Origin of the sequence: Affinundibacterium nitidum, assembly GCF_014284155.1 — a bacterium.
Taxonomy (GTDB): Bacteria; Pseudomonadota; Gammaproteobacteria; order Burkholderiales; family Burkholderiaceae_D; genus Undibacterium; species Undibacterium nitidum.
This window is the reverse complement of record NZ_JACOFZ010000002.1, coordinates 497,483-521,174: the sequence shown is the minus strand read 5'-3', so window position 1 is coordinate 521,174 and position 23,692 is coordinate 497,483. Positions and strand designations below refer to the sequence as shown.

Here is a 23,692-nt window from a genome sequence, read left to right as displayed (position 1 = left end):
TCGTTATTCGTTAGTGCAGCCGAGGACTTCTTCTAGGCTGGTGAGTCCTTGACGCACTTTTTGTAGGCCAGAGCGACGCAGTCCTTTGACGCCGTCCGCTTCTGATTGCTTACGTATTTCGAGCGCGCTTCCATTCGCTAAAATGATTTTCTCGAGTGCTTCGGTGATCGGCATGATTTGGTAGATACCGACGCGACCTTTATAGCCTGAACCGTTGCAGCGTTCGCAACCAACTGGGCCATATGGTTTCCATGTCCCATCAAGTTCTTCATCTAAAAAACCTGCTTGTAATAAAACGTCGTCAAGGATTTCAACTTGTTTTTTGCAAGTACATAAACGACGTGTCAAACGTTGTGCAGTAATCAAAATCACCGAGGAAGCGATATTGAAAGGGGCAACGCCCATGTTCATTAAACGTGTCAATGTTGATGGCGCATCGTTGGTATGCAGTGTGGAAAACACCATATGACCTGTTTGCGCTGCTTTAATAGCGATGTCGGCAGTTTCTAAGTCACGAATCTCACCGACCATGATGATGTCAGGATCTTGACGCAAGAAGGCTTTCAATGCGACCGGGAAAGTTAGACCGGCTTTATCATTGACGTTCACCTGATTCACGCCTGGCAAGTTAATCTCAGCTGGATCTTCTGCGGTCGAGATATTGATGCCTGGTTTATTGATGACGTTAAGGCATGTGTACAAAGAAACCGTTTTACCAGAACCAGTTGGCCCGGTAACCAAGACCATGCCGTAGGGGCGATGGATCGCATCCATTAGAATTTCTTTTTGGTCTGGATCATAGCCGAGGGCATCGATACCCATCTGTGCCTGTGAACCGTCCAAAATACGCATAACAATTTTCTCGCCAAACAAGGTAGGCAAGGTGCTCACACGAAAATCGATGGCTTTGGTCGGCGATAGCACCAACTTCATACGTCCATCTTGAGGGACCCGTTTCTCAGAAATATCAAGTTTTGAAATAACTTTGATACGAGATACCAATTTGTCTTTAATCGCTAACGGTGGTTGGGCGATTTCACGCAATTCGCCGTCAATACGGAAGCGGATACGATAGAATTTTTCGAAGGGCTCAAAGTGAAGATCGGAAGCACCCATGTTGATCGCGTCGATCAGCATTTTCTGCAAAAATTTGACGACTGGAGCATCGTCGATTTCAGCGGCGGCCTGATTATCGGCAACGCCTGAATTAAGATCTTCCTCGGAGAATTCGAGCTCGTAGTCGTCTGATGCCAGGTCCGTAATCGATTGTTCTGACGTCTTGCTTAGTTTATCGACGAGTTTGATCAGTACGTCATGCTGCACAATGACGATGTCGACACTTAGCCCAGTTTGGAATTTGATTTGGTCGATCGCAACCGTGTTTGTTGGATCGGAGATCGCGATAGAAACCTTGTTACCCTTTTTCGATAGAGCCAACACACGTTGACCCAACATCATTTTGTGGTCAATGACCTTCTCGGGTAACTGCGCTTCGTCGACCAGGCTTAAGTCAACTTGTGGATATCCAAATGTCTCAGAGCAAAAAGTCGCTAAGTCACGGGTGTTGATGGCACCACCGTGAATCAAGGCGTCGAGAAAGTGCGACTTTTCAATCTGACTTTTCTTCTGTGCAGTCTCGATTTGCGCATTTGTCACCAAATTTGCCTGTGCTAAGGCGCGAGCCAGTCCAGAAACGGGCAAATTGGCAGCAGCATTGGGAGGGACAGCGGACATAGTTTTTGTCTAGAAAAAGGATAATCGTTGATTGCTTTGTGATAATGCAGCTAAGTAAGACTTTTGTAAACAGTGATCTATCTCAGGCATCAGTTGAGAAATGAACTTTTAGTTATTGTTTTTGAAGCGTTTATGATACTTTCAAAAGCAAGCCAAAAGCAATTTTTGCCATGATTCCACGGACATTGTTTATGAGCGAGCTCAGACCTTGGTCGGTGGGGAGGATACTGGTTTTTACAAATTGCGCCTCGAAGCTAAGACGATAAGGCCGTAGATTGAGGTTGCCAATCTGTGTAATGCGCGCTCTCAAAATGCCTGAGTTCTGCAGGCGAATGGATCGTAAGGGTGCTTCTCCTGTGTCGGACCTAAGTTGAGAATTCTGGCTTATTTGATGAACCGGATACAAAATCTGGCCGTCCCCTTGGTGTTGTAAATACGTCGGTCTTTCATTCGAGACGTCTGCACTATTGGCGGCAATTTTGACGCGAACTCGCGCTAAAAATGAAAAAAGCCACTTTAGTTTGACTGAAAGTGGCTTTCACATGCTGCAAGTTGCTTGCACTTGACTTAATGATTGCGATTAACGGCGAGATAAGCCAAGTCTAATAGGGCTTGTTTATAGGAGCTTTCGGGAAGGGCGACGATCGCATTCGCTGCGCGGGCGGCAGCATGATCTGCTTGTTCCTTGGTATAGGCGAGCGCCCCAGACTGAGTAATTGCTGACAAAATTGCATCAAATTTTGACTCATCACCTTCTTCAATGCACGCTTTCACCAGTGCTCGTTCGTCTTCGGTGCCATGTTTCATTAAATAGATCAACGGCAAGGTGGGTTTACCTTCGCGTAGATCGTCACCGACATTTTTGCCAATTTCTTCTGCCTTACCTGAGTAATCGAGCACGTCGTCGATCAATTGGAAGGCTGTGCCGAGAGAGCGTCCATACTCGCCAGCTGCCGCGATTTGTTCGGTCGTTGCACCACTAATTAAGGCGCCAATTTCGGCCGCCGCTTCAAATAGTTTTGCGGTCTTGCAGCGGATTACTTCGAGGTAGCGTTCTTCTGTGACATCGGGATCATGCATATTCAAGAGCTGTAGCACTTCACCTTCGGCGATAACATTTGTCGCGTCGGCCAAGATGCGCATCACCTGCATGCTATCGATGTTGACCATCATCTGAAATGCACGTGAATACAAGAAGTCGCCGACGAGGACTGATGCTGCATTGCCGAATAATGCGTTGGCTGTTTGACGACCACGACGCATCGAAGACTCGTCCACGACATCGTCGTGTAACAGCGTCGCTGTGTGGATAAATTCGACGATCGCCGCTAAATCGTAATGATGTTTACCTTGATACGCGTAAGCATTGGCCATGAGTAACACGAGTACAGGACGAATGCGTTTGCCACCGGCATTGATAATGTATTCAGAAATCTGGCTAACTAAGGCAACATCGGAATGAAGTTGTTCGCGAATAACCTGATTGACTGCGGCCATGTCTGGCGCGATCAGTTGGTTGATGGTGTTTTGGTTTGCTGTGGCAGACAAGGGGAATCCTGCAAAAATCCAATAGGTAAGGAGCTAGAGTAGCTGTTGTAGGTCGAGATTATACGATGTGATGGCGATCTTGCAAAAAAACACCGTCAATTCGCCTATTTTGCCCCGCATATTGTTGACTGAATTTGTTTTTTAGATAACCAAAAATCGTTGCGGCAGAGTTTTCTGAGCCATCTACGATTGATACCACTAGCACATATCGATGCTCTCGAGGGTGGCTTGTTTATGAATACCAGTAAAATACCAATTGCGACTTTCTTTAATCCGCTTAACAATACTACTTTTATCTGTCAAAGCTGGAATCATGCGCTTATTTCTTTTTGCCCTTGGTTTTTCTATCGCCACCTTGTGTATGGTTCCTTCGTCTCGGGCAACTAATGCGCCATCCAAGAACGCGCCATCGATTCAAGTGATTGGCTGGGTCCCAGCGTATGGCATCGATACTTCGTTGCCGGCCTTGGAATCAAATCCTGATATCGCAAAAGGCCTGACACGAATTGGTCTGCAATTTTGGAATCCGTCTAAAGATGGTAAATCACTCGTGTTCGCGCCTGTCAATGAACAAGGTAAGTTGGTCACCGAAGCTCAAGTGCGTGCGCTTGTCGCGTGGGCGAAACAACGAGGAATTCAAGTTGTTTTGACGGTGTATAACAACTCTCAAGTGATGAAAAAATGGGACTGGGAATTAGCACGTAATGCTTTCGCACAGCAGCCGAAATCATTTTCGCGCGCCTTGCTCAATGAAATGCAGAAGTTCGACTTAGATGGCATTGATTTGGATTTGGAAGGTGAGGGGGCGCTCGATCATGACCGTCAAGCCTATGCCCATTTCGTTGCGCAATTATCAAAAGAACTGAAAAAACGCGGGAAGTTGTTGACGGTAGATAGTTTCCACAGTCCTTGCACCAATGCGCCAAATATGTCGTGGTGGGTGGATTGGCGCGGTCAAGTCGACGCCATTCACAGTATGGGCTATCAGGATTTGTATGAGGGCAGCACCGCCAGTTTTACACCCGAGGGCGGGAACGTCTGCGAAAACGGTGCGGCGATGTTTAAGTACAGTTGGCAACTGCAATATGGCGTCAAAGCGGGTTATCGAGCCGATCAAATTGTGATGGGAATGCCAACATGGCTAGACCATTGGGGCGAGGGCGGAGCGGGACCTAGTGTTCTGAATCATATCCAAGAAGCAAAACAATTAAGTGTTGGTGTCGCGCTTTGGGATTTACAGTTAGAGGGCAAGGCTTGGCGTCAAAGTGAGACTTGGCGTGCGATTCGCGATTTGCGGGCAAAGTAGGCCGACCGATAAATGATTGCTTAAGCTTGCTAAAAGCTTAAATCTAAAGGGTTTTTTCTCCGATTATTGCTGAAAAAATGTGCAAATAGGCTTTGACCGATGCTGCCTTCCTGTGTATAATTCGCAGTTCCCTTGATTTTTTGTTTGGCAACGATCTTCGGGTCTTGCTAGCATCCTCGGGGAAATCCCTATTATTCATTTGATGAGGTTTCACATGTACGCGGTCATAAAAACCGGTGGCAAACAATATAAAGTTGTCGCTGGTGAAAAACTTAAAGTAGAACAGATACCTGCAGACATTGGCTCCGAAATCACCATTGATCAAGTACTCGCATTGGGTGCTGGAGAAACCATTAAGTTTGGTGCTCCATTGGTCGCAGGTGCTACGGTGCTGGCTAAGGTAATCGACCACGGTCGTCACGACAAAGTTCGCATTTTCAAAATGCGTCGTCGTAAGCATTACCAAAAGCGCCAAGGTCATCGCCAAAACTACACTGAACTGCAAATCGTTTCTATCAACGGTTAATTCACCGTTAAGAAATAAAGCAAATTCATTAGATTTCAAGGAGCTATTAAATGGCACATAAAAAAGGCGGCGGCACCACGCGCAACGGCCGTGACTCAGAGTCAAAACGCTTAGGCGTTAAAGTTTACGGCGGCCAAGCTATCAATGCTGGCGGTATCATCGTTCGTCAACGCGGTACAAAAGTACACGCTGGTGAAGGCGTTGGTATGGGTAAAGATCACACTTTGTACGCTTTGGTAACAGGCAAAGTACAGTTTGCGATCAAAGGCGCGTTGAAGCGTCAAACAGTAATGGTTGTTGCTGCTTAATTCTTTAAGCCGACAATTTATTCGATAGAGAGGCTCTGCCATAGGTAGAGCCTTTTTAGTTTTCAGCGTGTAGGTATAGATGCAGGCAAATGTGTTGCGCCTCGATCTTTGATTGACTCTGCGATACATTCTATAAAACGCGATGCTCGGAATGAGCATCATGCCGATGGCATTTCCCATTGGCTTATTTTGTCTTAGAACAATGTCTATTGCTGCCGGTGAAATAAAGCCGCACAATAGCCCGTTCAGACTCTCCATTCGTAATCGCCCAGTGTTCGGTGTTAAGCGCGTCTCAATCAGGATGCCACCAAAAGAAAGACTGGGACTCAAGGCTGAAAAGCCCTTTCGTTTAGGCGGCAAACATGAAATTTATTGACGAAGCAAGAATCGAAGTCATTGCAGGTGATGGGGGCAATGGTGTTGCCTCATTCTGTCGTGAGAAGTTCCGTCCATTTGGCGGCCCTGACGGCGGCGATGGTGGCAAAGGCGGTAGCATTTATGCCGTGGGCGATCGCAACATCAACACCTTGGTGGATTTTCGTTATTCCAAATTACATAAAGCAAAAGACGGTGAAAATGGCCGTGGCGCTGACTGCTATGGCAAAGGCGCGGATGACATTCGTTTGCGTATGCCAGTCGGTACCCTGATTATTGATCGCAATACGGACGAAGTGATTGCTGATATCACCGAGCATGGACAAGAAGTCTTGTTGGCGCGCGGTGGCGAAGGCGGTTGGGGTAATATCCATTTCAAATCTTCGACGAATCGAGCACCTCGCCAACGTAGCGATGGTAAAGAGGGCGAACGTCGCGAACTGAAACTCGAACTGAAAGTTTTGGCTGACGTCGGTTTGTTGGGTTTGCCGAATGCGGGCAAATCAACATTCATCACTGCAGTGTCGAATGCGCGTCCAAAGATTGCTGATTACCCATTTACGACTTTGCACCCTAACTTGGGCATGGTTCGCGTTAGTCACGAGAAGAGTTTTGTGATTGCCGATATTCCTGGTTTGATTGAAGGTGCAGCTGATGGTATTGGTCTCGGCGTACAGTTCTTGAAGCATTTGCAGCGTACTGGTTTGCTGTTGCACATCGTCGATTTGGCACCGTTCGATGAAGGTGCAGATCCAGTCAAAGATGCGAAAGCTTTGATCAAAGAATTGCAAAAATACGATGAAACACTCGCAGATAAACCTCGCTGGTTAGTCTTGAATAAGCTTGACGTTTTAAGCGAAGAGGACCGTAAGAAGCGCGTCAAAGATTTCGTCAAGCGTTTCGGCTGGAAAGGTCCAGTATTTGAGATTTCTGCACTTAATCATGAAGGTTGTCAGGCTTTGGTCAACGACATCTATGTACATCTCGAAGAAAAACGTACTGCAGAGCAGCGTTCACAAGAGACGCAAATGAAAGAAGAAGCGCAAGGCATTTTGTCGATTGATCCAGATGATCCACGTTTCAAAGTGATTGACTAAGTCTTCACATGTTTAGAATCAAAAAAAGAGCCGACATGTTCGGCTCTTTTTTTGTTTGTGGATTCATATGACGAAGTATCTGGTCGTCTTCTATTTAAAGAATAAAAAAAATGCTGGTACCAGCGCAGGAATCATATAAATAAAAAGCAAATGCTTGCGCCCCGTATTTTGCTGGTTCAGATAATGGTTGTGTTCCGCATGGCGGAGTATTGTTTGCTGTTGGTACCTGCCCACGCTACTCTGGAGTGTATTCACTCGGTTGATGATATTGTGCTGAGAATTTTTCATTTTGTATTCATTGAGTATCTTAGTTGAATGCCAGAAAAAAGCATTTGTGGGTAGTTTGGTAAGTTTAATCTTCTATATGCTTCTGCACAAGATTTTCCAAAGTGAAAGTCTTAACTCTGGCCCTCTCATGGAAAATACCTACGATACCGATTCTGTTTTCTGACTGCTTCTGCCGGATACTGTTTTCCGTGCTGTATCGTAGATGTCGCTTTGATAATTAATGTAAGCAGTGCTTAGCCAGAGTCGAAATCTCCGCACTTAATCATGAAGGTTGTCAGGCTTTGGTCAACGACATCTATGTACATCTCGAAGAAAAACGTACTGCAGAGCAGCGTTCACAAGAGACGCAAATGAAAGAAGAAGCGCAAGGCATTTTGTCGATTGATCCAGATGATCCACGTTTCAAAGTGATTGACTGAGTCAATTCCAGCGTTTGTAAAAAAAAGAGCCATAATTGATTGGCTCTTTTTTTTTGCGAGGTACGCTCATTGCTTCGTTAAATCAATCAAACACTTTTAGCTTTTCAGATGATCTTTTGAGCGAATTTTGACGTATTACGTCCTGCTTCTTTGAGAGTTCGTTGATATGATCGAGGCCCGCTCTATATGAATCGAGATTTGCTTGTTTCGTAAAGATGATTTGTTTGTCTTTGACTATCCATTTAGAGCGGTTTTGTATCAGTTCGACCATCATTCCTTCGACCGTGTTCACGATTTCCATTTCCATATCCCACAAGCTATTTGCATCGGATTTCCCTTGAGGAGATGATTTATCAAACCCTGCCAACATCCCTCGTTTAGCTTCAGAGTCTAGATCTCCCCCTTCAATTTCTAATCGCATAGCAAGGAACAAGGAGTCGGTGCCTGATTGATAACGGCGGACGATGCTTTTGGCTTTCCCGATAATGCGAAAGCTTTCGCTAAAATCTTTATCACGCGCGATACGTTCTGGTTCTAGAATGGTTTCCCACTTGGTCGCACTGATCTCTTCTTCATATCGTTTTCTTTGTTCAATACTCGTGGCTAGTATTTTTTGCAGTATGGCTCCCATGCGCGCAGGAGTGGAGTCGCCTTGAGATTTAAATGTCGGAAGTTTCGTTGGACTTTCACCTTTATCAATCGAAGTCTTAATGCTTTCAAATGTGGAGCGGAGGTCGGTGGCCAAAATGCTCTTTTGTTCTAGGTAGCGGTTAGTAGCGCTAATTGAAGCAATGACTAATGAAGCATAGATCAGGCCAAAACCGATCCAACTAAAGCGTGCAGCAAGTTTGGATCTGAACAATAAATGAAGTGCACCAGCGGCAATTGCCGCCAAGGGTAAACTTTCACCCATCTCGTAAGCGGTATTGCCCGAAGAAGTGCGGCCGCCCCAAATGCCATGAATGATGATGCCTGCGCAAATGAAGAAAACCAGCAACATCCACAGTTTGTTGGGGCTTGCCGACTCTTCGTTTTGATCGATATCCATGAGATAAATTTCCCAAATAAGTGTAATGAAATTGTTTAACAAGCAAGCATCTTACCGAGTTCGAGCTATCAGAACAAATAAAATCACATTCAAAATAAAATTCCGAAAATAAAATCGAATTCAGAATAATGTATAATTTACGTGATTTAATTCCGAATGAAACACATTTACTTACCCTTCATGCAATCCCTCGTACAAAGCGCGAAGCGCATCATCATCAAAGTCGGATCCTCCCTCGTTACCAATGAAGGTCGTGGCCTTGACCGTGCTGCCATTGCCAATTGGGCTCAGCAAATTGCCACCCTACGCGGGATGGGAAAAGAGGTAGTACTGGTCAGTTCGGGTGCTATTGCAGAAGGCCGCCAACGTTTGGGGTTTGAGTCTCGACCTACAGGTGTGCATGAATTGCAGGCCTGTGCAGCAGTAGGGCAGATGGGCTTGGCACAGATTTATGAATCCAGCTTTCGTGCACACGATCTGGGTACGGCGCAGATTTTATTGACGCATGCTGATTTGGCGGATCGCGAACGTTACCTCAATGCGCGCTCAACGCTGACCACTTTATTAGGCTTTGGTGTCGTCCCTGTGATTAACGAGAACGACACCGTGGTGACCGATGAAATTAAGTTTGGTGATAATGACACGCTAGGTGCGCTTGTCGCGAATCTAGTGGAAGCTGATGCTCTCATTATTCTGACTGATCAAAAAGGTTTGTATACCGCGGATCCACGTAAAAATCCTGATGCGCAGTTCGTGCATCACGCACGTGCCGGCGATCTTGCGTTGGAGGCGATGGCAGGAGGAGCGGGCAGTAGTATCGGTAGCGGTGGAATGCTCACCAAAATCTTGGCCGCTAAACGCGCTGCGCGTTCAGGTGCGCATACAGTGATTGCATGGGGGCGTGAAGAGAATGTCTTGGTACGTCTGGCGCAAGGTGAAGCAATTGGTACGCAACTGAGTTCGGACATGGCACCGCTCGCAGCCCGTAAACAATGGATGATGGATCACTTGCAGACTTCAGGTCAGCTGGTGCTTGATTCGGGGGCGGTCGGCAAGTTGCGCGATGAAGGAAAGTCTTTGTTAGCGATTGGCGTGGCCGAGGTGCGAGGGGAATTTGGTCGTGGGGCTGTCGTTAGTTGTATCGATCAGCAGGGACAAGTTTTCGCAAAAGGCTTAAGCAATTACAGTAGTGGTGACGCTCGTCGGATCATGCGCAAAGCCTCGAGTGAAATCGAAAGCATCCTAGGATTTGTCGAGGAACCCGAGCTCATCCATCGTGACAACCTAGTTTTGGTGGCCTAGTCATTGCTATCACTTGGACAAAAAAATCCCGCGCTACACTTCTGTGACGCGGGATTTTTTGTTTGGAAGCTCGAATTATTTTGCAGCCATACGAACCAATGTTGATTTACCAAACAAACTCTCGATCAAATCTACTGCCATGATCGCAGTTTGATTGCGAACATCGAGCGCCGGATTGAGTTCGACGATATCGATCGAAGCGAGACGGCCTGTATCGGCGATCATTTCCATACACAGTTGCGCTTCACGGTAAGTTGGGCCGCCCAAAACAGCGGTGCCAACGCCTGGGGCGATATCTGGATCTAAACAATCAAGGTCGAAACTCACGTGTAAATGTGTGTTCTCATCGACCCCTTCCAATGCTTTTAACATCACTTCGCGCATGCCGTGTTCATCGATGTAACGCATATCAAACACAGGAATTCCCATATCGTGGATAAACTGACGTTCACCATCATCCACGCTTCGAATACCGATTTGACGAATTTCATTGGGTTGCATTGCTGGTGTATAACCACCATAAGCGATCAGTTGTTCAGGTCCGTGACCCATCAAACATGCGACAGGCATGCCGTGGATATTTCCAGTTGGGCTAATCGTTGATAAGTTGCTGTCTGCATGTGCATCGAACCACAATACAAGCAATTTCTTACCATTATCTTTGCAATATTTGGCGACAGCACTAATCGAGCCAATCGCTAAGCAGTGGTCGCCACCGAGCATCATTGGAATATGACCGAGTTTCAATGCATTGCTAACTTCATCATAAACCGCTTGATTCCAATCGATTGCTTCATTCAAATGACGCAGACCATTGACTGGTGCTTGCCAAGGATTGGCTGGGCCATGCAAATTACCATGATCGACTACCGCCAGATCACGCGCTTCAAGTGCTTGGGCTAAGCCTGCAACGCGCAAAGCATCTGGACCCATGCCAGCACCTTTGACACTTGCGCCAACATCGGTTGGTGCGCCAATTAAAGAGATTGTCTTCATAAAGTATTCTGTCGTTTAGAAATGATTTGATGAAATAAATTGTGAACCTTGGTGGTGGTACCGCTAGTGAGTGTAATGTCAGTCAACAGCACTGGCGTTGTCATTAACACTATGACTAGAACCAATTTGTGGATGGCATTTTACTGTTTGCTCGCACTCGTTACCAGCACGCCTTTGAGCCGCGTCCTTGCAGCAGCGATTATAGACAAAATGGTGAGAAAATAAATTTCTAATTTGTTGCGCGTATCGATTAAATATGAAATTATGTTTCTTGTTCTGGATAATTTTGTGTCTTTTATTTCTAAATTGGCGATTTTTTCAAACTATGAGGTTTTCAATGGATTCCTACGATTTTAATATTCTTCGTCATTTGCAGAATGATGGTCGCATGAGTAACTTGGAATTGGCGGAAAAAATTCATTTGTCTCCTCCACAAACATTAAGACGGGTGCGTGCTTTGGAAGAGGCCAAGGTGATTCGTGCATACGCCGCACAAGTTGCCCCCGAGGCTGTCGGTTTAGGCGTGATGGCATATGTGAATTTATCTTTAGATCGAGAGCAATTTCGCAACGTGCGCGAAGTTGAACGAAAAATTATGGCTTTCCCCGATATCATTGAATGCCACACGATTTCTGGCGATTTTGATTACCTTTTGAAAGTGGTCGCAACGGACTTAAAAGGTTTATCGCAGTTTCTAACCGATAAACTGATGCAAGTTCCTGGTGTGGCAAACTTACGATCAATGGTCTGCATGGAAGAAATTAAACCTGTCAGTGGTTTGCCTATTCCATCGTCGATGGGGAACTAGACGCACTGGCTTGTGCACAACGCTTTACGAGAAAAAGCTGCTCATAGGTATCATCAGCAGGTAGAATCTAGGTTTATCGTAAGGCATGCTGCGGTTTTGCGGACCTTTAGACTCGATCTCAGCATTTTTTTTATTCAAATTTAGGTGAACTGTATGTTAAAGAAAAATATTTTTGCGGCGGCTTTCGCCGTAGTTTGTGCGTTGGTTAGCGCTCATGCATCTGCACAGGCTTATTTGGGTGGCACAGTTGGACGCGCAAAATGGAACCTCGATTGCGTAGGTACCGATTCTTGCACCACCACTGCATCTGGCTACAAGTTATATTCTGGTTACGATTTTACATCCTTCGTTGGAGTTGAAGCGGCTTACGTTTCTTTGAACGAAGCGACTGCCAGATTTGGTGGCTTGAGTGCTAGTTTTACTGGTAAGGGCTTAGATGTAGCAGCCGTGTTTAAGACACCTGCATACAAAAATTTCCAAGGTTTCGGTAAAGTTGGTGTGGCATACATGAAGGGTGAATTGACAGCAAGCTTCGCTGGAGCATCTGCTGCCGACAATAGCTACTCCACTCAAGGTTTGATTGGCTTTGGTGCTTTGTACCCTTTGAATAAAGACTTATCTTTGCGCGCTGAGTTTGATCATCGTCGAGTAAAAGTGTCTGGCTTTAATGACAGCACATCTAATGTCAACATGTTCTCAGTTGGTATTCAAGCTGTGTTCTAATCCTTTTGATTAGATTTCCCAAAAAAAACGACACCGAGGTGTCGTTTTTTTTCGTCTTTAGCAAATAAAACGAAGGAAAGGGTCGGCATCTCACTTTTATTTGAGACAAAATCTCCCTGTCTCAGGTGATGGATTCTGAATTGGATTAATATCGCAAAAGCTTATGTTGTTTCGCAACGCGATCTTACAGCCATTTATGGATCCGAGCGGCAGATAGGTCTAGGTATCATCAAGTCTTTCAATAATAATGATTAAGGGGATAGTGATGTCAAACGCAACGAGTGGTTTGCTCGATAAAGAGCGCATTATTGCAGGGCCAGGCTTTAATCGTTGGCTAGTGCCGCCAGCAGCATTAGCCATCCATTTATGTATCGGTATGGCGTATGGTTTTTCTGTTTTTTGGTTACCTTTGTCGAAAGCACTCGGCATCAAAGAATCTCTTAAATGCGGTCCCGACGTGGGCTTGTTGGGACAGTTAACCACCACTACATGTGACTGGCAAATCTCGACGCTGGGATGGATGTACACCTTGTTCTTTGTTTTACTCGGCACCAGTGCTGCGACATGGGGCGGTTGGCTGGAACGTGCAGGGCCGCGCAAGGCGGGCGTGGTCTCAGCGGTATGCTGGTGTGGTGGCATGCTGATTTCAGCACTTGGTATTCATCTGCATCAATTCTGGATGATGATTCTCGGTTCGGGCGTGATCGGCGGGATCGGCCTAGGGCTGGGTTATATTTCACCGGTATCAACTTTGATCAAATGGTTTCCAGACCGCCGCGGTATGGCAACCGGTATGGCGATTATGGGTTTTGGTGGTGGTGCGATGATTGGCTCACCACTCGCTGCCGATTTGATGAAGTATTTCGCGACGCCGGATAACGTCGGCGTTATGCAGACTTTCGTGGTAATGGCGCTGATTTACTTCGTGTTTATGATGGCAGGTGCATTTGGCTATCGTGTACCTGAAACAGGATGGAAACCAGCAGGGTGGACACCGCCAGTTGCGCAAACTGAGAATGCGATGATCACCAATAAACATGTGCATGTAAAGCGTGTTTGGGGGATCCCGCAGTTCTGGTTGATCTGGATGGTGCTATGTATGAACGTTAGTGCTGGTATCGGTGTGTTAGGTATGGCTTCTCCGATGCTGCAAGAGGTCTTCGGTGGTAGTTTGATTGGTGTCGCTAAAAAATTCACTGAGCTCGACAAAGCGCAACTGGCATCGATCGCGACGGTGGCGGCGGGCTTTACTGCATTGCTCAGCTTGTTCAATATCGGTGGTCGATTCTTCTGGGCCAGTTTGTCCGATAAACTCGGCCGCAAGATGACTTATGTAGTGTTCTTCGTACTCGGTGGAATTATGTATTTCAGCGTACCAAGTAGTGCCGCTGCTGGAAGCGTAATCTTGTTTGTTACCGCGTTCTGTGTGATCTTGAGTATGTATGGCGGTGGTTTCGCAACTGTACCAGCATATCTTGCTGACATTTTCGGAACGCAGATGGTGGGTGCGATCCATGGTCGTTTATTGACTGCCTGGGCAACGGCGGGTGTGCTTGGCCCTGTGGTGGTGAACTATATGCGCGAATATCAATTGAGCCTTGGTATTCCACGTGAACAAGTCTACAACCAAACTATGTATATCTTGGTTGGCATGTTAGTGGTCGGCCTGATTTGTAATTTGCTAGTGAAGCCACTTGACGATAAATGGTTCATGAGTGATGCAGAGTTGGCAGAAGAAAAACGCTTGGCACATGAAAAGGCGGCGGCCTCTGAATTGCATCGTGATGGCGCAGCAGGCGCCGATAGTGTCAGTCCCATCGTTGTCGCACTTGCTTGGTTAGCCGTTGGTTTGCCACTTGCTTGGGGTGTCTATCGTACCTTGCTGAGCGTAGCAAAATTCTTGTCATAAACTTCAACGCTAGAAGTTTCTTCTGACCCAATAAGCCCTTGCCTACTTAAAGTTGGCAAGGGCTTTTCATTTTTGACTTCGTATGTTGCGGAATTGGCGCAAATACGCTTTGAGTACGTGATTTCCGATATATCCTGTTGCGAGGTTAGAGTGCACACTGATTCGTTAGTTTTCATTTTAAAAATAATGAGGAGATAGCTATGTTGAAGAAAATGGTAATCGCAGTCGGCTCAGCAGTAACAGGATTGGCAGTGTTGGCCGCACCGGCGCAAGCAGCGGATGATGTGATCCGTCTTGGTAATCTCAAGTTGGCGCACTTCGGTGCCATCTCCTATATCAAAGAAATCGCGCCCAAGTGCGGTATCAAGGTCGAAGAAAGTACCTTCGCTAAGGGTTTGGATGTGATGCAAGCGATGATTGCAGGTGAACTAGATGTCGGCGCAACCGCCTCAGAGGCTGCTATTTCTGGTCGTGCCAAAGGTGTGCCGATTTACATCGTTGCCGGCTTTGCTACAGGCGGTGCTCGTCTCGTTGCGAGACCTGACGCGGGCATTAAAACCGTGAAAGACTTGAAAGGCAAAAAAGTCGGCGTCACTCGTGGCAGTATTCAAGAACTCTTGTTGGCCGCTGAATTAGGACAGCATGGCTTGAGCTCATCTGATGTTCCCGGTAAAGATGTGCAGTTGATTTATCTCGGCTATCCCGATTTGAATCAAGCCTTACTCGGTAAGAACTTGGATGCCATCATGCAGACAGAACCGCAATCTTCTCAAGCTTTGAATAAAGGCTTTGGTGTCGAAGTGATCAAACCTTACGACACACCAATAGGGTCCCCGATTCGTACCTTGGTCATGACGGAAAAGTTCTACAAAGAACGCCGCCCTGTCGCCGAGAAGTTCATGCGCTGCTTTGTCGAAGCAACTAAAACCTTCATCGATAATAAAGCAACGGCACAAAAGTATGTAACTCAAACGATATTTAAAGGTCAAATCACGGCGGATGATTTTGATGACGCGATTGGTAATTCAGCTTATACCTACGACATCACGCCAGCTCATATTCAGGTAACTACTGACGTGATGGTGAAACACGGCATTGGTAAGATGGCGGCACCTCCTGTGGCGACAGATTGGGTCAAAGTAGATTTGCTCGAGCAAGCAAAAAAATCCTTGAACATCAAATAAGCATGATCGTTGAAAACATAAACTAAGTGCGACCGTTTCACATGAAATTGAAATCGGAGCTCGAGGAGTGAGACATTGAATACAGTAATGAAGCGATGGCGTAGCGTACTCACCGGCATGATCGTGCCGGTGCTACTGATCGCAATATGGCAGACCGCGTCCATGCGGGAATGGGTGAATCCGCACGTCTTACCTTCGCCGTCGGCGGTGGTACAACGTTGGATTACTTATCTCTTACCACAAACCAGTTTTGCCGAAGCCGGGGGCAGTTGGTTCGCTTGGGCCATGTCGGGTGAGTTAATTGTCGATTCCATGGGTAGTATGTATCGCGTGATGGTCGGCTTTTGCATTGGCGCGGGCTTAGCTCTTCCTTTAGGTTTAGTGATGGGGGCAAGTCAACGTGCTTTTGCTTTGTTTAATCCTCTGATGCAAGTCTTAAGACCGATTCCACCAATTGCCTATATACCGCTATCGATTTTATGGTTTGGTTTAGGTAATCCACCCGCGATTTTTTTAATCGCGATTGGAGCTTTTTTCCCAGTATTGATCAATACCATAGCCGGTGTGCGTCAAGTGGACGGCATCTATATCCGCGCTGCACGCAATCTTGGTGCGAATCAATTTACTTTGTTTTCGCGAGTGATCCTGCCAGCAGCGGTGCCTTATATTTTGTCCGGCGTACGCATTGGCATTGGTACCGCCTTTATTGTTGTGATCGTCTCTGAAATGATTGCGGTAAATAACGGCTTGGGATTTAGGATATTGGAGGCGCGTGAGTACTTTTGGTCGGACAAGATTATTGCCGGCATGATCACGATTGGATTGTGGGGTTTAATTATCGACCTTGTCGTCTCGCGTTTGAACAATTATTTACTGCGTTGGCATCGCGGATTGGAGCATTAAGATGAGTGCAGCCAGTATACAAATTCAGGATGTGAATAAAATTTTTGCGAGCGATGATCGTGAAGTCGTGGCACTGAAAGACATCAATCTGGAGATCGCGAGCGGACAATTTGTGTGCCTGCTTGGCCCATCGGGTTGTGGTAAATCGACTTTGCTGAATGCCATTGCGGGCTTTTCTCTACCAAGTAGTGGAACAATTGCAGCTGATGGTAAAGTGGTCAGCGGGCCTGGGCCAGAGCGCGGCATGGTGTTCCAAGAGTATGCTTTATTTCCTTGGATGACGGTCGAAAAAAACATCGCTTTCGGGCTTGAAATTAAAGGACAGTCGAAAGCGCAGATTGAACAAACAGTGAGTACGCTGTTGCAAAAGTTAGGCTTAAGCGACTTCCGTCAACGTTACCCCAAAGACCTCTCAGGTGGTATGCGTCAACGTGTCGCCATCGCTCGTGTCTTAGCTTTGGATTCCCCCATACTTTTGATGGATGAACCTTTTGGTGCGCTAGACGCCTTGACCCGCCGTAGCCTACAGGATGAACTGTTACGGATTTGGTCTGAGCTCGGTAAAACAGTTATCTTCGTGACGCACAGTATCGAAGAGGCGATCTATTTGGCTGATCGCATCATTGTGATGACTTACCGTCCTGGCACGATTAAACGTGATATGTTGATTGACCTGCCTCGTCTACGTGATCCAGCTTCTGCGGAGTTTAATGCTCTGAAACGCGAGTTGGGGATGCTCGTTATGGAAGAGCAACAACGTCATCAGCAAGCCGAAATGGTGGCGGCAGCGGTTGATTGAGATAGGGAATTCAATATGAGTCAGACAGAGAGCCCTTTGCACAACTCGACATCGGTGAGCGGTAGACGTATTCCCCATCAGGATGATGCTGCGCTCGGACCGGCCGACGTGGTTGATGCCATTCGCCAACGTCGTGGTGGTCAGTTGCTAAATCTTGATCGCATGCTCTTAAATAGCCCAGCCTACGCGACAGGGTGGAATCATTTTCTGGGGGCGGTTCGTAATCGTTTATCTCTGAATGCAGAGTGGCGTGAGTTAGCCATTTGCGCAGTGGCGATTTTGACGAATGCCCCGTATGAATATTCCCAACATGCACCCGAGTACCTCAGTGCGGGCGGTACACAAGCCAAACTTGATGCTTTACATCGTTGGGCACATGTTGAGCCTCAGTTAAAGTCGGAGAATGGTGCGTTGGAGTTTACTGAAGCGGAAGCGAGTGTCATCGCTTTGGCCCGTGAAATGACGTTGCAAGTGCAAGTTAGTGATGCGAGTTTTCGGCGTTTGCAAGCTGTATTGCCTGACCCAACACAACAGGTTGAGTTAGTGGGAGTGATTGCTGCTTACAATATGGTGGCCCGGTTCCTAGAAGCTTTGCAGGTGGCTCCCGAGTAGAAATCTTGCTTAGTATCCGTTATTTTGTGTTGGTGTTTTTCTTGGAATTCGAATGATAGGTTTGACCGCAATTGTCCAATCTAGTTTTTGGCTTGTGTTGTCTTGGATAGAAACATGATTGCCTAATTCCCCTGACATCATTCCCATACTCGGGTGCCAAATCTTTAGCGTATATTCACCGCTTGGTAACTCGCTCAGATGGGTGTTCCCATCCTTGTCCGATTTTGCAAAATAGGGTGTCTCGGCGACATAGATATAACTCAACATCCAGTCGTGAATATTGCAGCCCAAAACGACGATGCCGGCTTTGTCTAATACCACAGGTGGCGCAGTCTTCCCAGAGTAAAGTTGTAGCTCGAAGGTTTTCGCTGTTGAGAACGAATAGACATGATGGCGAACGTCATCTTTGTTCGGAAAGAATACTTTCGAACCGACAAACACCGGTTTGACAAAGGGGACGAATTCTTTGTCGATTTGATCGATTACCTCGTCTTTGATTTTCGCTTTCGAGATTTTACTGAGGTCCGTTGGCGTCGCTAATACTATGGCATCTTCCACAGACTTCCCTTTTTGATCGAGTACTTTGATTTTCAAATCACCAGCGTACGCGTTCAATGAGTACAGGAACCACGCGCATATACCTAGGCTGTTGTAGATGTAGGACTTCATACTTCGTTTCGACCAAGCGATACTCGTTGCCATGAACATGACCGTTTTAAAATTGGTAACGCGCGGCTAAGCTATACGCGTGTCGATCATACTTAACGCCGTTGACTACGGTCGACTGGTGCTGTTGCCTATCGAGCTGTAATTCCCATCGAGCGGTTAAAGGATAGGTAAAGCTTAAGCCAAGAGACTTAATTTCTCCTTCCACTTTATAGGCGTCGCGATCGGAGCCAAAGGCGGGATCGGGACGAATCGCTTTCGCTACATTAATTATCGCGGCTGAATTGGTAATCGTCGATACCACTAAATCACCGCGACGAATACTGTATTGCAGCGACAAAATACTGTTTGCCCAACAGGTGTAATCTGCGTTTAAGCTAAGTTGTCGATTGCTGCCGTCGTACACTGCACCCGATAGCCCTGGTTTTACACTGTTATTGTCCGCTGCATGTCGCCGCTCAGTGGAAGCGTGTATGCTCAGATTTAATTCATCCCATACGCGTTTACTAGCGCGTAGCTCGAGCACTTGCACGTTCAGATTCTTATCTTCCTGCTGAAACTGTTGACGTTCAAAGTTGATGTTCGCCGCGACGATGGGGGCATAAGGCCCTAGACCCAATTTCTTTTTGAGATCGACGCCTACGCCCACAGCAAGTTGGTTCAGTCCATCTAAGCGATGATAGGTTTGATTGTTGAGCTTGCCATTGAAAGTTAACAGATACGGATCTTCACCGATATCAATAATGCGTCCAAATCGAAGCGTGTTGGCGACAACAGTATCGGTCACGGCATAACGAACCCGCGAATTGCCGACGTTGTCGTCATGTTTGATACGACTTTCAAAATTAGCGAAATCGTCAGCTGCTGCGTTTGATATTAAAGTGAGTGAACTAGTCGCCAGTAGCGTACAGATGAGACGAAAATTAGGCATGATGGTCTTCTTTAAATTTCCAATGCGAGGTTTGTAACCAGTTTTCCAACGTCTCGGCCGCGAGCGGTCGGCTGACGAAATAGCCTTGAATCGCATCGCAACCCATGTGGGCTAAGGCATCCCAAGTTGCTTGATTTTCCACTCCTTCAGCAATGACAGTTAATCCCATATTATGTCCAAGGTCAATGGTCGAACGTACAATGACAGCATCATCAGGATTGTTCTCCATGTCGGTAATGAATGATTTATCAATTTTAAGCTCGTTGACGGGGAGCTTCTTGAGATAGGCCAAAGAAGAGTAGCCTGTACCAAAATCATCGATAGACATGCGCAGGCCTTTGATACGTAATTGATTCAATACCTCCAAAGCACTCTTAGGGTCGGTCATGATTGCGCTCTCGGTAATTTCTAAGCTTAGCCAATGCGGCTCAGCTTGGTAACGATTCATTAGTTCAGAAAACACACTAGGTAGTTTAGGATTGAGTAAATCGCGCGCAGAAATATTGATCGAGATCGTTAATGGCAGTGCTTTTTCTTGCCACGCCCGGCGTTGGTGTAATGCTTGTTGAATCACCCACTCGGTGATGATGCCGATAAAGCCAGTACTTTCAGCGAAGGGAATAAATTGATCAGGTGGTATCACGCCACGTTTGGGGTGGATCCAGCGGATTAACGCCTCGACTTCGCTGATCGTATTGTCTTTAAGCTTCACTTTCGGTTGGTAGTAAAGTTTAAGCTCATCGTGTTCAATCGCATGGCGTAATTCCGCAAGAAGCGAAAGATTTTGTTGTGTATGCGCTTTAAGCGCAGGGTCGTACACCACATATCCACTATTACTGCGTTTAGCTGTATACATGGCTAACTCAGCATGGCGCAATAATGCGTTCTGCTGATTTCCATGCAAGGGATAGTGGACAACACCGATACTTCCACTGGCAATCACTTGATGACCTTCAAGTAGGATAGGGCGGTCTAATGCTTCGCGAATCTGCGCCGCTAAACCAATGGCACGTCCTGGTTCTTGGCCGCATAAGAGCATGCCAAATTCATCACCTCCAAGCCTAGCAATCAGATTGAATTCGGTGCTAACTTCGTGCTGCAACCTTTGTACAATTTCTTTAAGTAACATGTCACCAATATGGTGGCCTAAAATGTCGTTCACATCTTTAAAACGATCAATGTCCATCAGCAGAACTGAGAATGCGTGCGCATTGCCAACCCGTCGCTGTGCGTCGTCGATCGTTTGATCAAGGGTTTGAGAAAATGCTGTACGATTCGCGAGGCCTGTCAAACCATCGCGATAGGCTAATTCACTGATGCGTTCCTCGCGAACCGCAATCCCTTGCGCCATGTTGTGAATGGCCGAGGCTAGTTGACCAATTTCATCATCGGGTGCCAGTACTTTGCTTTGTTTGTAGTTACCTCTTTCAATATCTTCCGTCACGGTGCTTAGATCGCGTAAAGGGCGGGTAATATTGCGTGCGATCCGGAAAGAGGCAGCCAGTGTCGCACCGAGTGCCAGCACGCCGAGAAGTATTAAGATCATCTGCAGACGACGTAATGGCGCTAAAACGATATCGAGTGATTGCTGAAGTACTGTCACCGCTTCGATATCTGCACTTAATTTGAGGCGCGAGATCCGGGTCAGATAATCTTCATTGGCTAATGAGGTCACTTTCACATAGGCATCGATATCCCCAGCCACCAATGCGATATCGCGAGGGAGAGTTGCCGCGCTGTCTGTCGGCAGGGTGCTTGCCAATAATTGGAGTTTGCCACCCACGGCATTGGGGGCCATAAATGAGACTTCTAGGCCTGTCAGTGATTTCAAGTTTGCCGCGAACTTGTCGTCAATGACAAACCCTAATGCTAGCCATGCCACTGGTAAGGGGGCCATCACAGGTACGACAACAAGTTGATACAACTTACCATCGAACATGACGACCGAACTTGTTTGTCCATTTTGTTCAGCCAATTTAATGAGCTGAGGGAATGCAAAAGCTTGACCTGCTCGGCTCTGTTTGAGGGTGTCGGCGACCAAGGTATTGTCAGTACCGACCAACATCGCGATATCCGCATTAATCCGCCCGCCGTGATTTTGTAGAACAGAAACGATGGTGTTACGATCGCCAGTGGCGACAGCTTTGACGAAAGCGAAATCTGAAGTGAGGATCCCGGCCGACTGTGTCAGCCATTTGGTGTTATCGGCGCGGATAGAATTGAAGATCTTTTCACCGGATAACAAATTGTGTTCGATATCTTTATTGGCGCTCTTCGAAATAAAGCTATTCACAAATACGAGCGAGACCACCTGCACGATTAAGAGCAAGGCCGAAAAGGCAATGATGATCCTTGTTTGTAAATGCCGAATACGCACGATGCTTATCCTGGGAGACGTAGGGAAGTGCCAGACGGAAAACCACAGATACAGCAATAGGTATCATAAGGCAGTTTCTTACTTGCTCTCAAGAATCGAGCTCAGAAAGTGCCAATACAGCACTGATTCGGTGAAATTCAGCGCCGTTAACGTACGTTTTTTGCAAATATTGAGGAAATAGTATTTCAAGAATCGCTCTTCCCTTGTCAAAGAAAAGAGCTTTGAAAATGAAATAGAAGTTATTGATGCTAAATCGGCATCAAGCTTGGCTGCCGGTTTAATAAGATGTCTTGAGCGCGTACATTGACGGCCGCATGCGAGTCTGCGTGCGTCAAAATATAGAATTGATTGGCTTGCACTGCATCGATAACTTGCTTTGCCACCTCTTCAGGCGTTAAGCCATTTTGCACTGCTTTCATGATGTTCGCGCTGGCTTTGGCAGAGATGCGTTCGAGCTTATCGACATTTGTGCGTTGCGATGCATCGCGATTGCGTTCGGATTCGATGATGCGCGTGTTAACCCAACTTGGGCACAGTACGGACACACCGAGTTTACTTTGACGTAGTGTGAGATCGTGATACAAGCCTTCCGATAAGGTGACGACACCAAATTTACTGACGTTATAAGCCGCTAAAGCGGGGGCGGATATCATGCCTGCCATCGATGCCGTATTGACGATGTGCCCTTCTTCTCCGTTTGCTAGCATACGTGGAATGAAGGCGCGCAGTGCGTGTGTCACACCATACAGATTGACGCCCATAATCCACTCCCAATCTTGGGCAGTGGTTTCCCATGCGGCTTTGGTGAAGGCGACGCCAGCATTGTTGACCAAGAGATGAACATTGCCAAATTCGTTGAAGGCTTGGTGAGCGAGATGCTCGATTGCCGCTTCGCTCGCAACATCGGTCACCACACCGATCACTTCGGTGCCATTTGTTTTGAATTCTTGTACAGTGGCGTCAAGTTTGCTAGCGCTGATATCGGCCAATACTAGTTTCATCCCTTGCGTGGCGGCAGCGACGGCGATTGCTTTGCCGATTCCTTCTGCTGCACCGGTAATCACGGCGATTTTATTCTTGAGGTCTTTCAATCTGTGCTCCAATACTTAAACATAAAAAGTGGGGTTATCGGTAACTGAGCAGCGCAGGCGCTTGATGCATTTCCAAGTGCGTGTTGCTATTTAAATAACTTAAACTGATCTTGCTTGGACGATAATGCAGACGCGTCACACCTGCATTGATCAAAGTGGCGTTCAAATCAAAGATGCGCTCGTCACTTATGCCAAGCACTTGCTGTAAAAGCGCAGAAATGGTGCCGCCCGAAGTGAAGATCCATATCTTGCCTTCCGTGGCACAGGCACGTTCCAATGCAGCGCGGCATCGTTGCTGAAAGTGAATCCAAGTTTCACTATAGTCGGCATACTCACCACTGATCCAACGATTGACCGCTGCAGTAAATAGTTCCTGAAAAGCGCGTCGTGGATGGGTTTGTGCGGCAACGAATTGTTTGAGTTCGGCAAAGTCGGCAAACTGCGGGCATTGCTTGAGCAAGACTTCTTGATGATCAAATTCATCAAAGCCAGCATCGATGAGCCAACTCTCTTCGGGGTGCTGATTGAGGTCCTCGCGCCAAGCTTGTAGGCAGGCTTGCGCCGTTTGCTTGTGGCGCTTGGCGCTGCCGCAGATTATGCTATCGGGTGCATAGCCCATGCTACGCATCCAAGTGCCGAGCAAGCGTGACTGCTCTATGCCCAAAGGCGAGAGCTGATCATAGTCATCCGCATCAAAACTCGCTTGACCGTGACGAATCAGATAAATGCTACCCATCGTTGC

The 23,692-nt window shown here is 46.9% G+C and carries 21 protein-coding genes and 1 pseudogene; 13 read left to right on the top strand and 9 right to left on the bottom strand.

What is annotated here, in order from left to right; translation table 11 throughout:
* Positions 1-3 precede the first annotated feature (3 nt).
* Positions 4-1,734 (bottom strand): type IV-A pilus assembly ATPase PilB, encoded by a 1,731-nt coding sequence (gene pilB, locus H8K36_RS09695; protein ID WP_186915863.1) that lies wholly within the window; start codon positions 1,732-1,734, stop codon positions 4-6.
* Positions 1,735-2,301: 567 nt separating this feature from the next.
* On the bottom strand, positions 2,302-3,282 hold the full coding sequence (gene ispB, locus H8K36_RS09690; RefSeq protein ID WP_186915864.1) for an octaprenyl diphosphate synthase: 981 nt from the start codon (positions 3,280-3,282) through the stop codon (positions 2,302-2,304).
* Between the two features lie 313 nt (positions 3,283-3,595).
* Here ispB and H8K36_RS09685 point away from each other — a divergent pair, with 313 nt between their 5' ends.
* From H8K36_RS09685 to obgE, 5 genes and pseudogenes are all read left to right on the top strand, one after another.
* The gene (locus tag H8K36_RS09685) at positions 3,596-4,588 is read left to right on the top strand and encodes a glycosyl hydrolase family 18 protein (protein WP_186915865.1); all 993 of its coding nucleotides are present in this window, start codon (positions 3,596-3,598) and stop codon (positions 4,586-4,588) included.
* A 214-nt stretch (positions 4,589-4,802) separates the two neighbouring features.
* Positions 4,803-5,114 carry a 50S ribosomal protein L21 gene (gene rplU / locus H8K36_RS09680; protein ID WP_110255243.1) on the top strand — a complete coding sequence of 104 codons (312 nt, stop codon included), beginning with the start codon at positions 4,803-4,805 and terminating at the stop codon, positions 5,112-5,114.
* Positions 5,115-5,164: 50 nt separating this feature from the next.
* Positions 5,165-5,422 carry a 50S ribosomal protein L27 gene (gene rpmA, locus H8K36_RS09675; RefSeq protein ID WP_186915866.1) on the top strand — a complete coding sequence of 86 codons (258 nt, stop codon included), beginning with the start codon at positions 5,165-5,167 and terminating at the stop codon, positions 5,420-5,422.
* A 362-nt stretch (positions 5,423-5,784) separates the two neighbouring features.
* The gene (gene cgtA, locus H8K36_RS09670) at positions 5,785-6,894 is read left to right on the top strand and encodes an Obg family GTPase CgtA (RefSeq protein WP_186915867.1); all 1,110 of its coding nucleotides are present in this window, start codon (positions 5,785-5,787) and stop codon (positions 6,892-6,894) included.
* A 533-nt stretch (positions 6,895-7,427) separates the two neighbouring features.
* Positions 7,428-7,601: pseudogene (obgE, locus tag H8K36_RS09665) on the top strand (GTPase ObgE); the annotation flags it as partial.
* Positions 7,602-7,683: 82 nt separating this feature from the next.
* On the opposite strand, the gene H8K36_RS09660 reads toward obgE, so the two are convergent.
* Positions 7,684-8,514: a hypothetical protein gene (locus tag H8K36_RS09660; protein WP_186915868.1), complete on the bottom strand. Its 831-nt coding sequence runs from the start codon at positions 8,512-8,514 to the stop codon at positions 7,684-7,686.
* A 315-nt stretch (positions 8,515-8,829) separates the two neighbouring features.
* On the opposite strand from H8K36_RS09660, the gene proB reads away from it, so the two are divergent.
* Positions 8,830-9,951 carry a glutamate 5-kinase gene (proB, locus tag H8K36_RS09655; RefSeq protein WP_186916291.1) on the top strand — a complete coding sequence of 374 codons (1,122 nt, stop codon included), beginning with the start codon at positions 8,830-8,832 and terminating at the stop codon, positions 9,949-9,951.
* A gap of 75 nt (positions 9,952-10,026) precedes the next feature.
* Here the strand turns inward: proB and rocF are convergent, their stop codons facing one another.
* Positions 10,027-10,947, bottom strand: a complete 921-nt coding sequence (gene rocF / locus H8K36_RS09650; RefSeq protein WP_186915869.1) for an arginase — start codon at positions 10,945-10,947, stop codon at positions 10,027-10,029.
* 337 nt (positions 10,948-11,284) lie between these two features.
* Between rocF and H8K36_RS09645 the strand changes: the two genes are divergently transcribed.
* The 7 genes from H8K36_RS09645 to H8K36_RS09615 all read left to right on the top strand — a co-directional run bounded on the left by H8K36_RS09645 (position 11,285) and on the right by H8K36_RS09615 (position 17,885).
* Entirely contained in the window at positions 11,285-11,755 is a 471-nt protein-coding gene (locus H8K36_RS09645) for an Lrp/AsnC family transcriptional regulator (RefSeq protein WP_186915870.1), read from the top strand.
* Positions 11,756-11,908: 153 nt separating this feature from the next.
* Positions 11,909-12,478, top strand: coding sequence for an outer membrane beta-barrel protein (locus H8K36_RS09640; protein WP_186915871.1), 570 nt, complete (start codon positions 11,909-11,911; stop codon positions 12,476-12,478).
* Positions 12,479-12,743: 265 nt separating this feature from the next.
* On the top strand, positions 12,744-14,387 hold the full coding sequence (locus tag H8K36_RS09635) for an OFA family MFS transporter (RefSeq protein WP_186915872.1): 1,644 nt from the start codon (positions 12,744-12,746) through the stop codon (positions 14,385-14,387).
* Between the two features lie 200 nt (positions 14,388-14,587).
* Positions 14,588-15,571, top strand: a complete 984-nt coding sequence (locus H8K36_RS09630; RefSeq protein ID WP_186915873.1) for an ABC transporter substrate-binding protein — start codon at positions 14,588-14,590, stop codon at positions 15,569-15,571.
* Between the two features lie 87 nt (positions 15,572-15,658).
* Entirely contained in the window at positions 15,659-16,474 is an 816-nt protein-coding gene (locus H8K36_RS09625; protein ID WP_230404468.1) for an ABC transporter permease, read from the top strand.
* A 1-nt stretch (position 16,475) separates the two neighbouring features.
* Positions 16,476-17,273 (top strand): ABC transporter ATP-binding protein, encoded by a 798-nt coding sequence (locus H8K36_RS09620; protein ID WP_186915874.1) that lies wholly within the window; start codon positions 16,476-16,478, stop codon positions 17,271-17,273.
* Positions 17,274-17,288: 15 nt separating this feature from the next.
* Positions 17,289-17,885, top strand: a complete 597-nt coding sequence (locus tag H8K36_RS09615) for a carboxymuconolactone decarboxylase family protein (RefSeq protein ID WP_186915875.1) — start codon at positions 17,289-17,291, stop codon at positions 17,883-17,885.
* Between the two features lie 9 nt (positions 17,886-17,894).
* Here H8K36_RS09615 and H8K36_RS09610 read toward each other — a convergent pair whose 3' ends face one another.
* From H8K36_RS09610 to H8K36_RS09590, 5 genes are all read right to left on the bottom strand, one after another.
* On the bottom strand, positions 17,895-18,587 hold the full coding sequence (locus tag H8K36_RS09610; RefSeq protein WP_186915876.1) for a methylamine utilization protein: 693 nt from the start codon (positions 18,585-18,587) through the stop codon (positions 17,895-17,897).
* 13 nt (positions 18,588-18,600) lie between these two features.
* Positions 18,601-19,482 carry a hypothetical protein gene (locus H8K36_RS09605; protein ID WP_186915877.1) on the bottom strand — a complete coding sequence of 294 codons (882 nt, stop codon included), beginning with the start codon at positions 19,480-19,482 and terminating at the stop codon, positions 18,601-18,603.
* Entirely contained in the window at positions 19,475-21,859 is a 2,385-nt protein-coding gene (locus tag H8K36_RS09600) for a bifunctional diguanylate cyclase/phosphodiesterase (RefSeq protein WP_186915878.1), read from the bottom strand. The genes H8K36_RS09605 and H8K36_RS09600 overlap by 8 nt, the downstream gene beginning before the upstream one ends.
* A gap of 248 nt (positions 21,860-22,107) precedes the next feature.
* Positions 22,108-22,950: an SDR family NAD(P)-dependent oxidoreductase gene (locus H8K36_RS09595; RefSeq protein ID WP_186915879.1), complete on the bottom strand. Its 843-nt coding sequence runs from the start codon at positions 22,948-22,950 to the stop codon at positions 22,108-22,110.
* A gap of 34 nt (positions 22,951-22,984) precedes the next feature.
* Positions 22,985-23,686 carry a histidine phosphatase family protein gene (locus H8K36_RS09590; protein ID WP_186915880.1) on the bottom strand — a complete coding sequence of 234 codons (702 nt, stop codon included), beginning with the start codon at positions 23,684-23,686 and terminating at the stop codon, positions 22,985-22,987.
* Positions 23,687-23,692 lie beyond the last annotated feature (6 nt).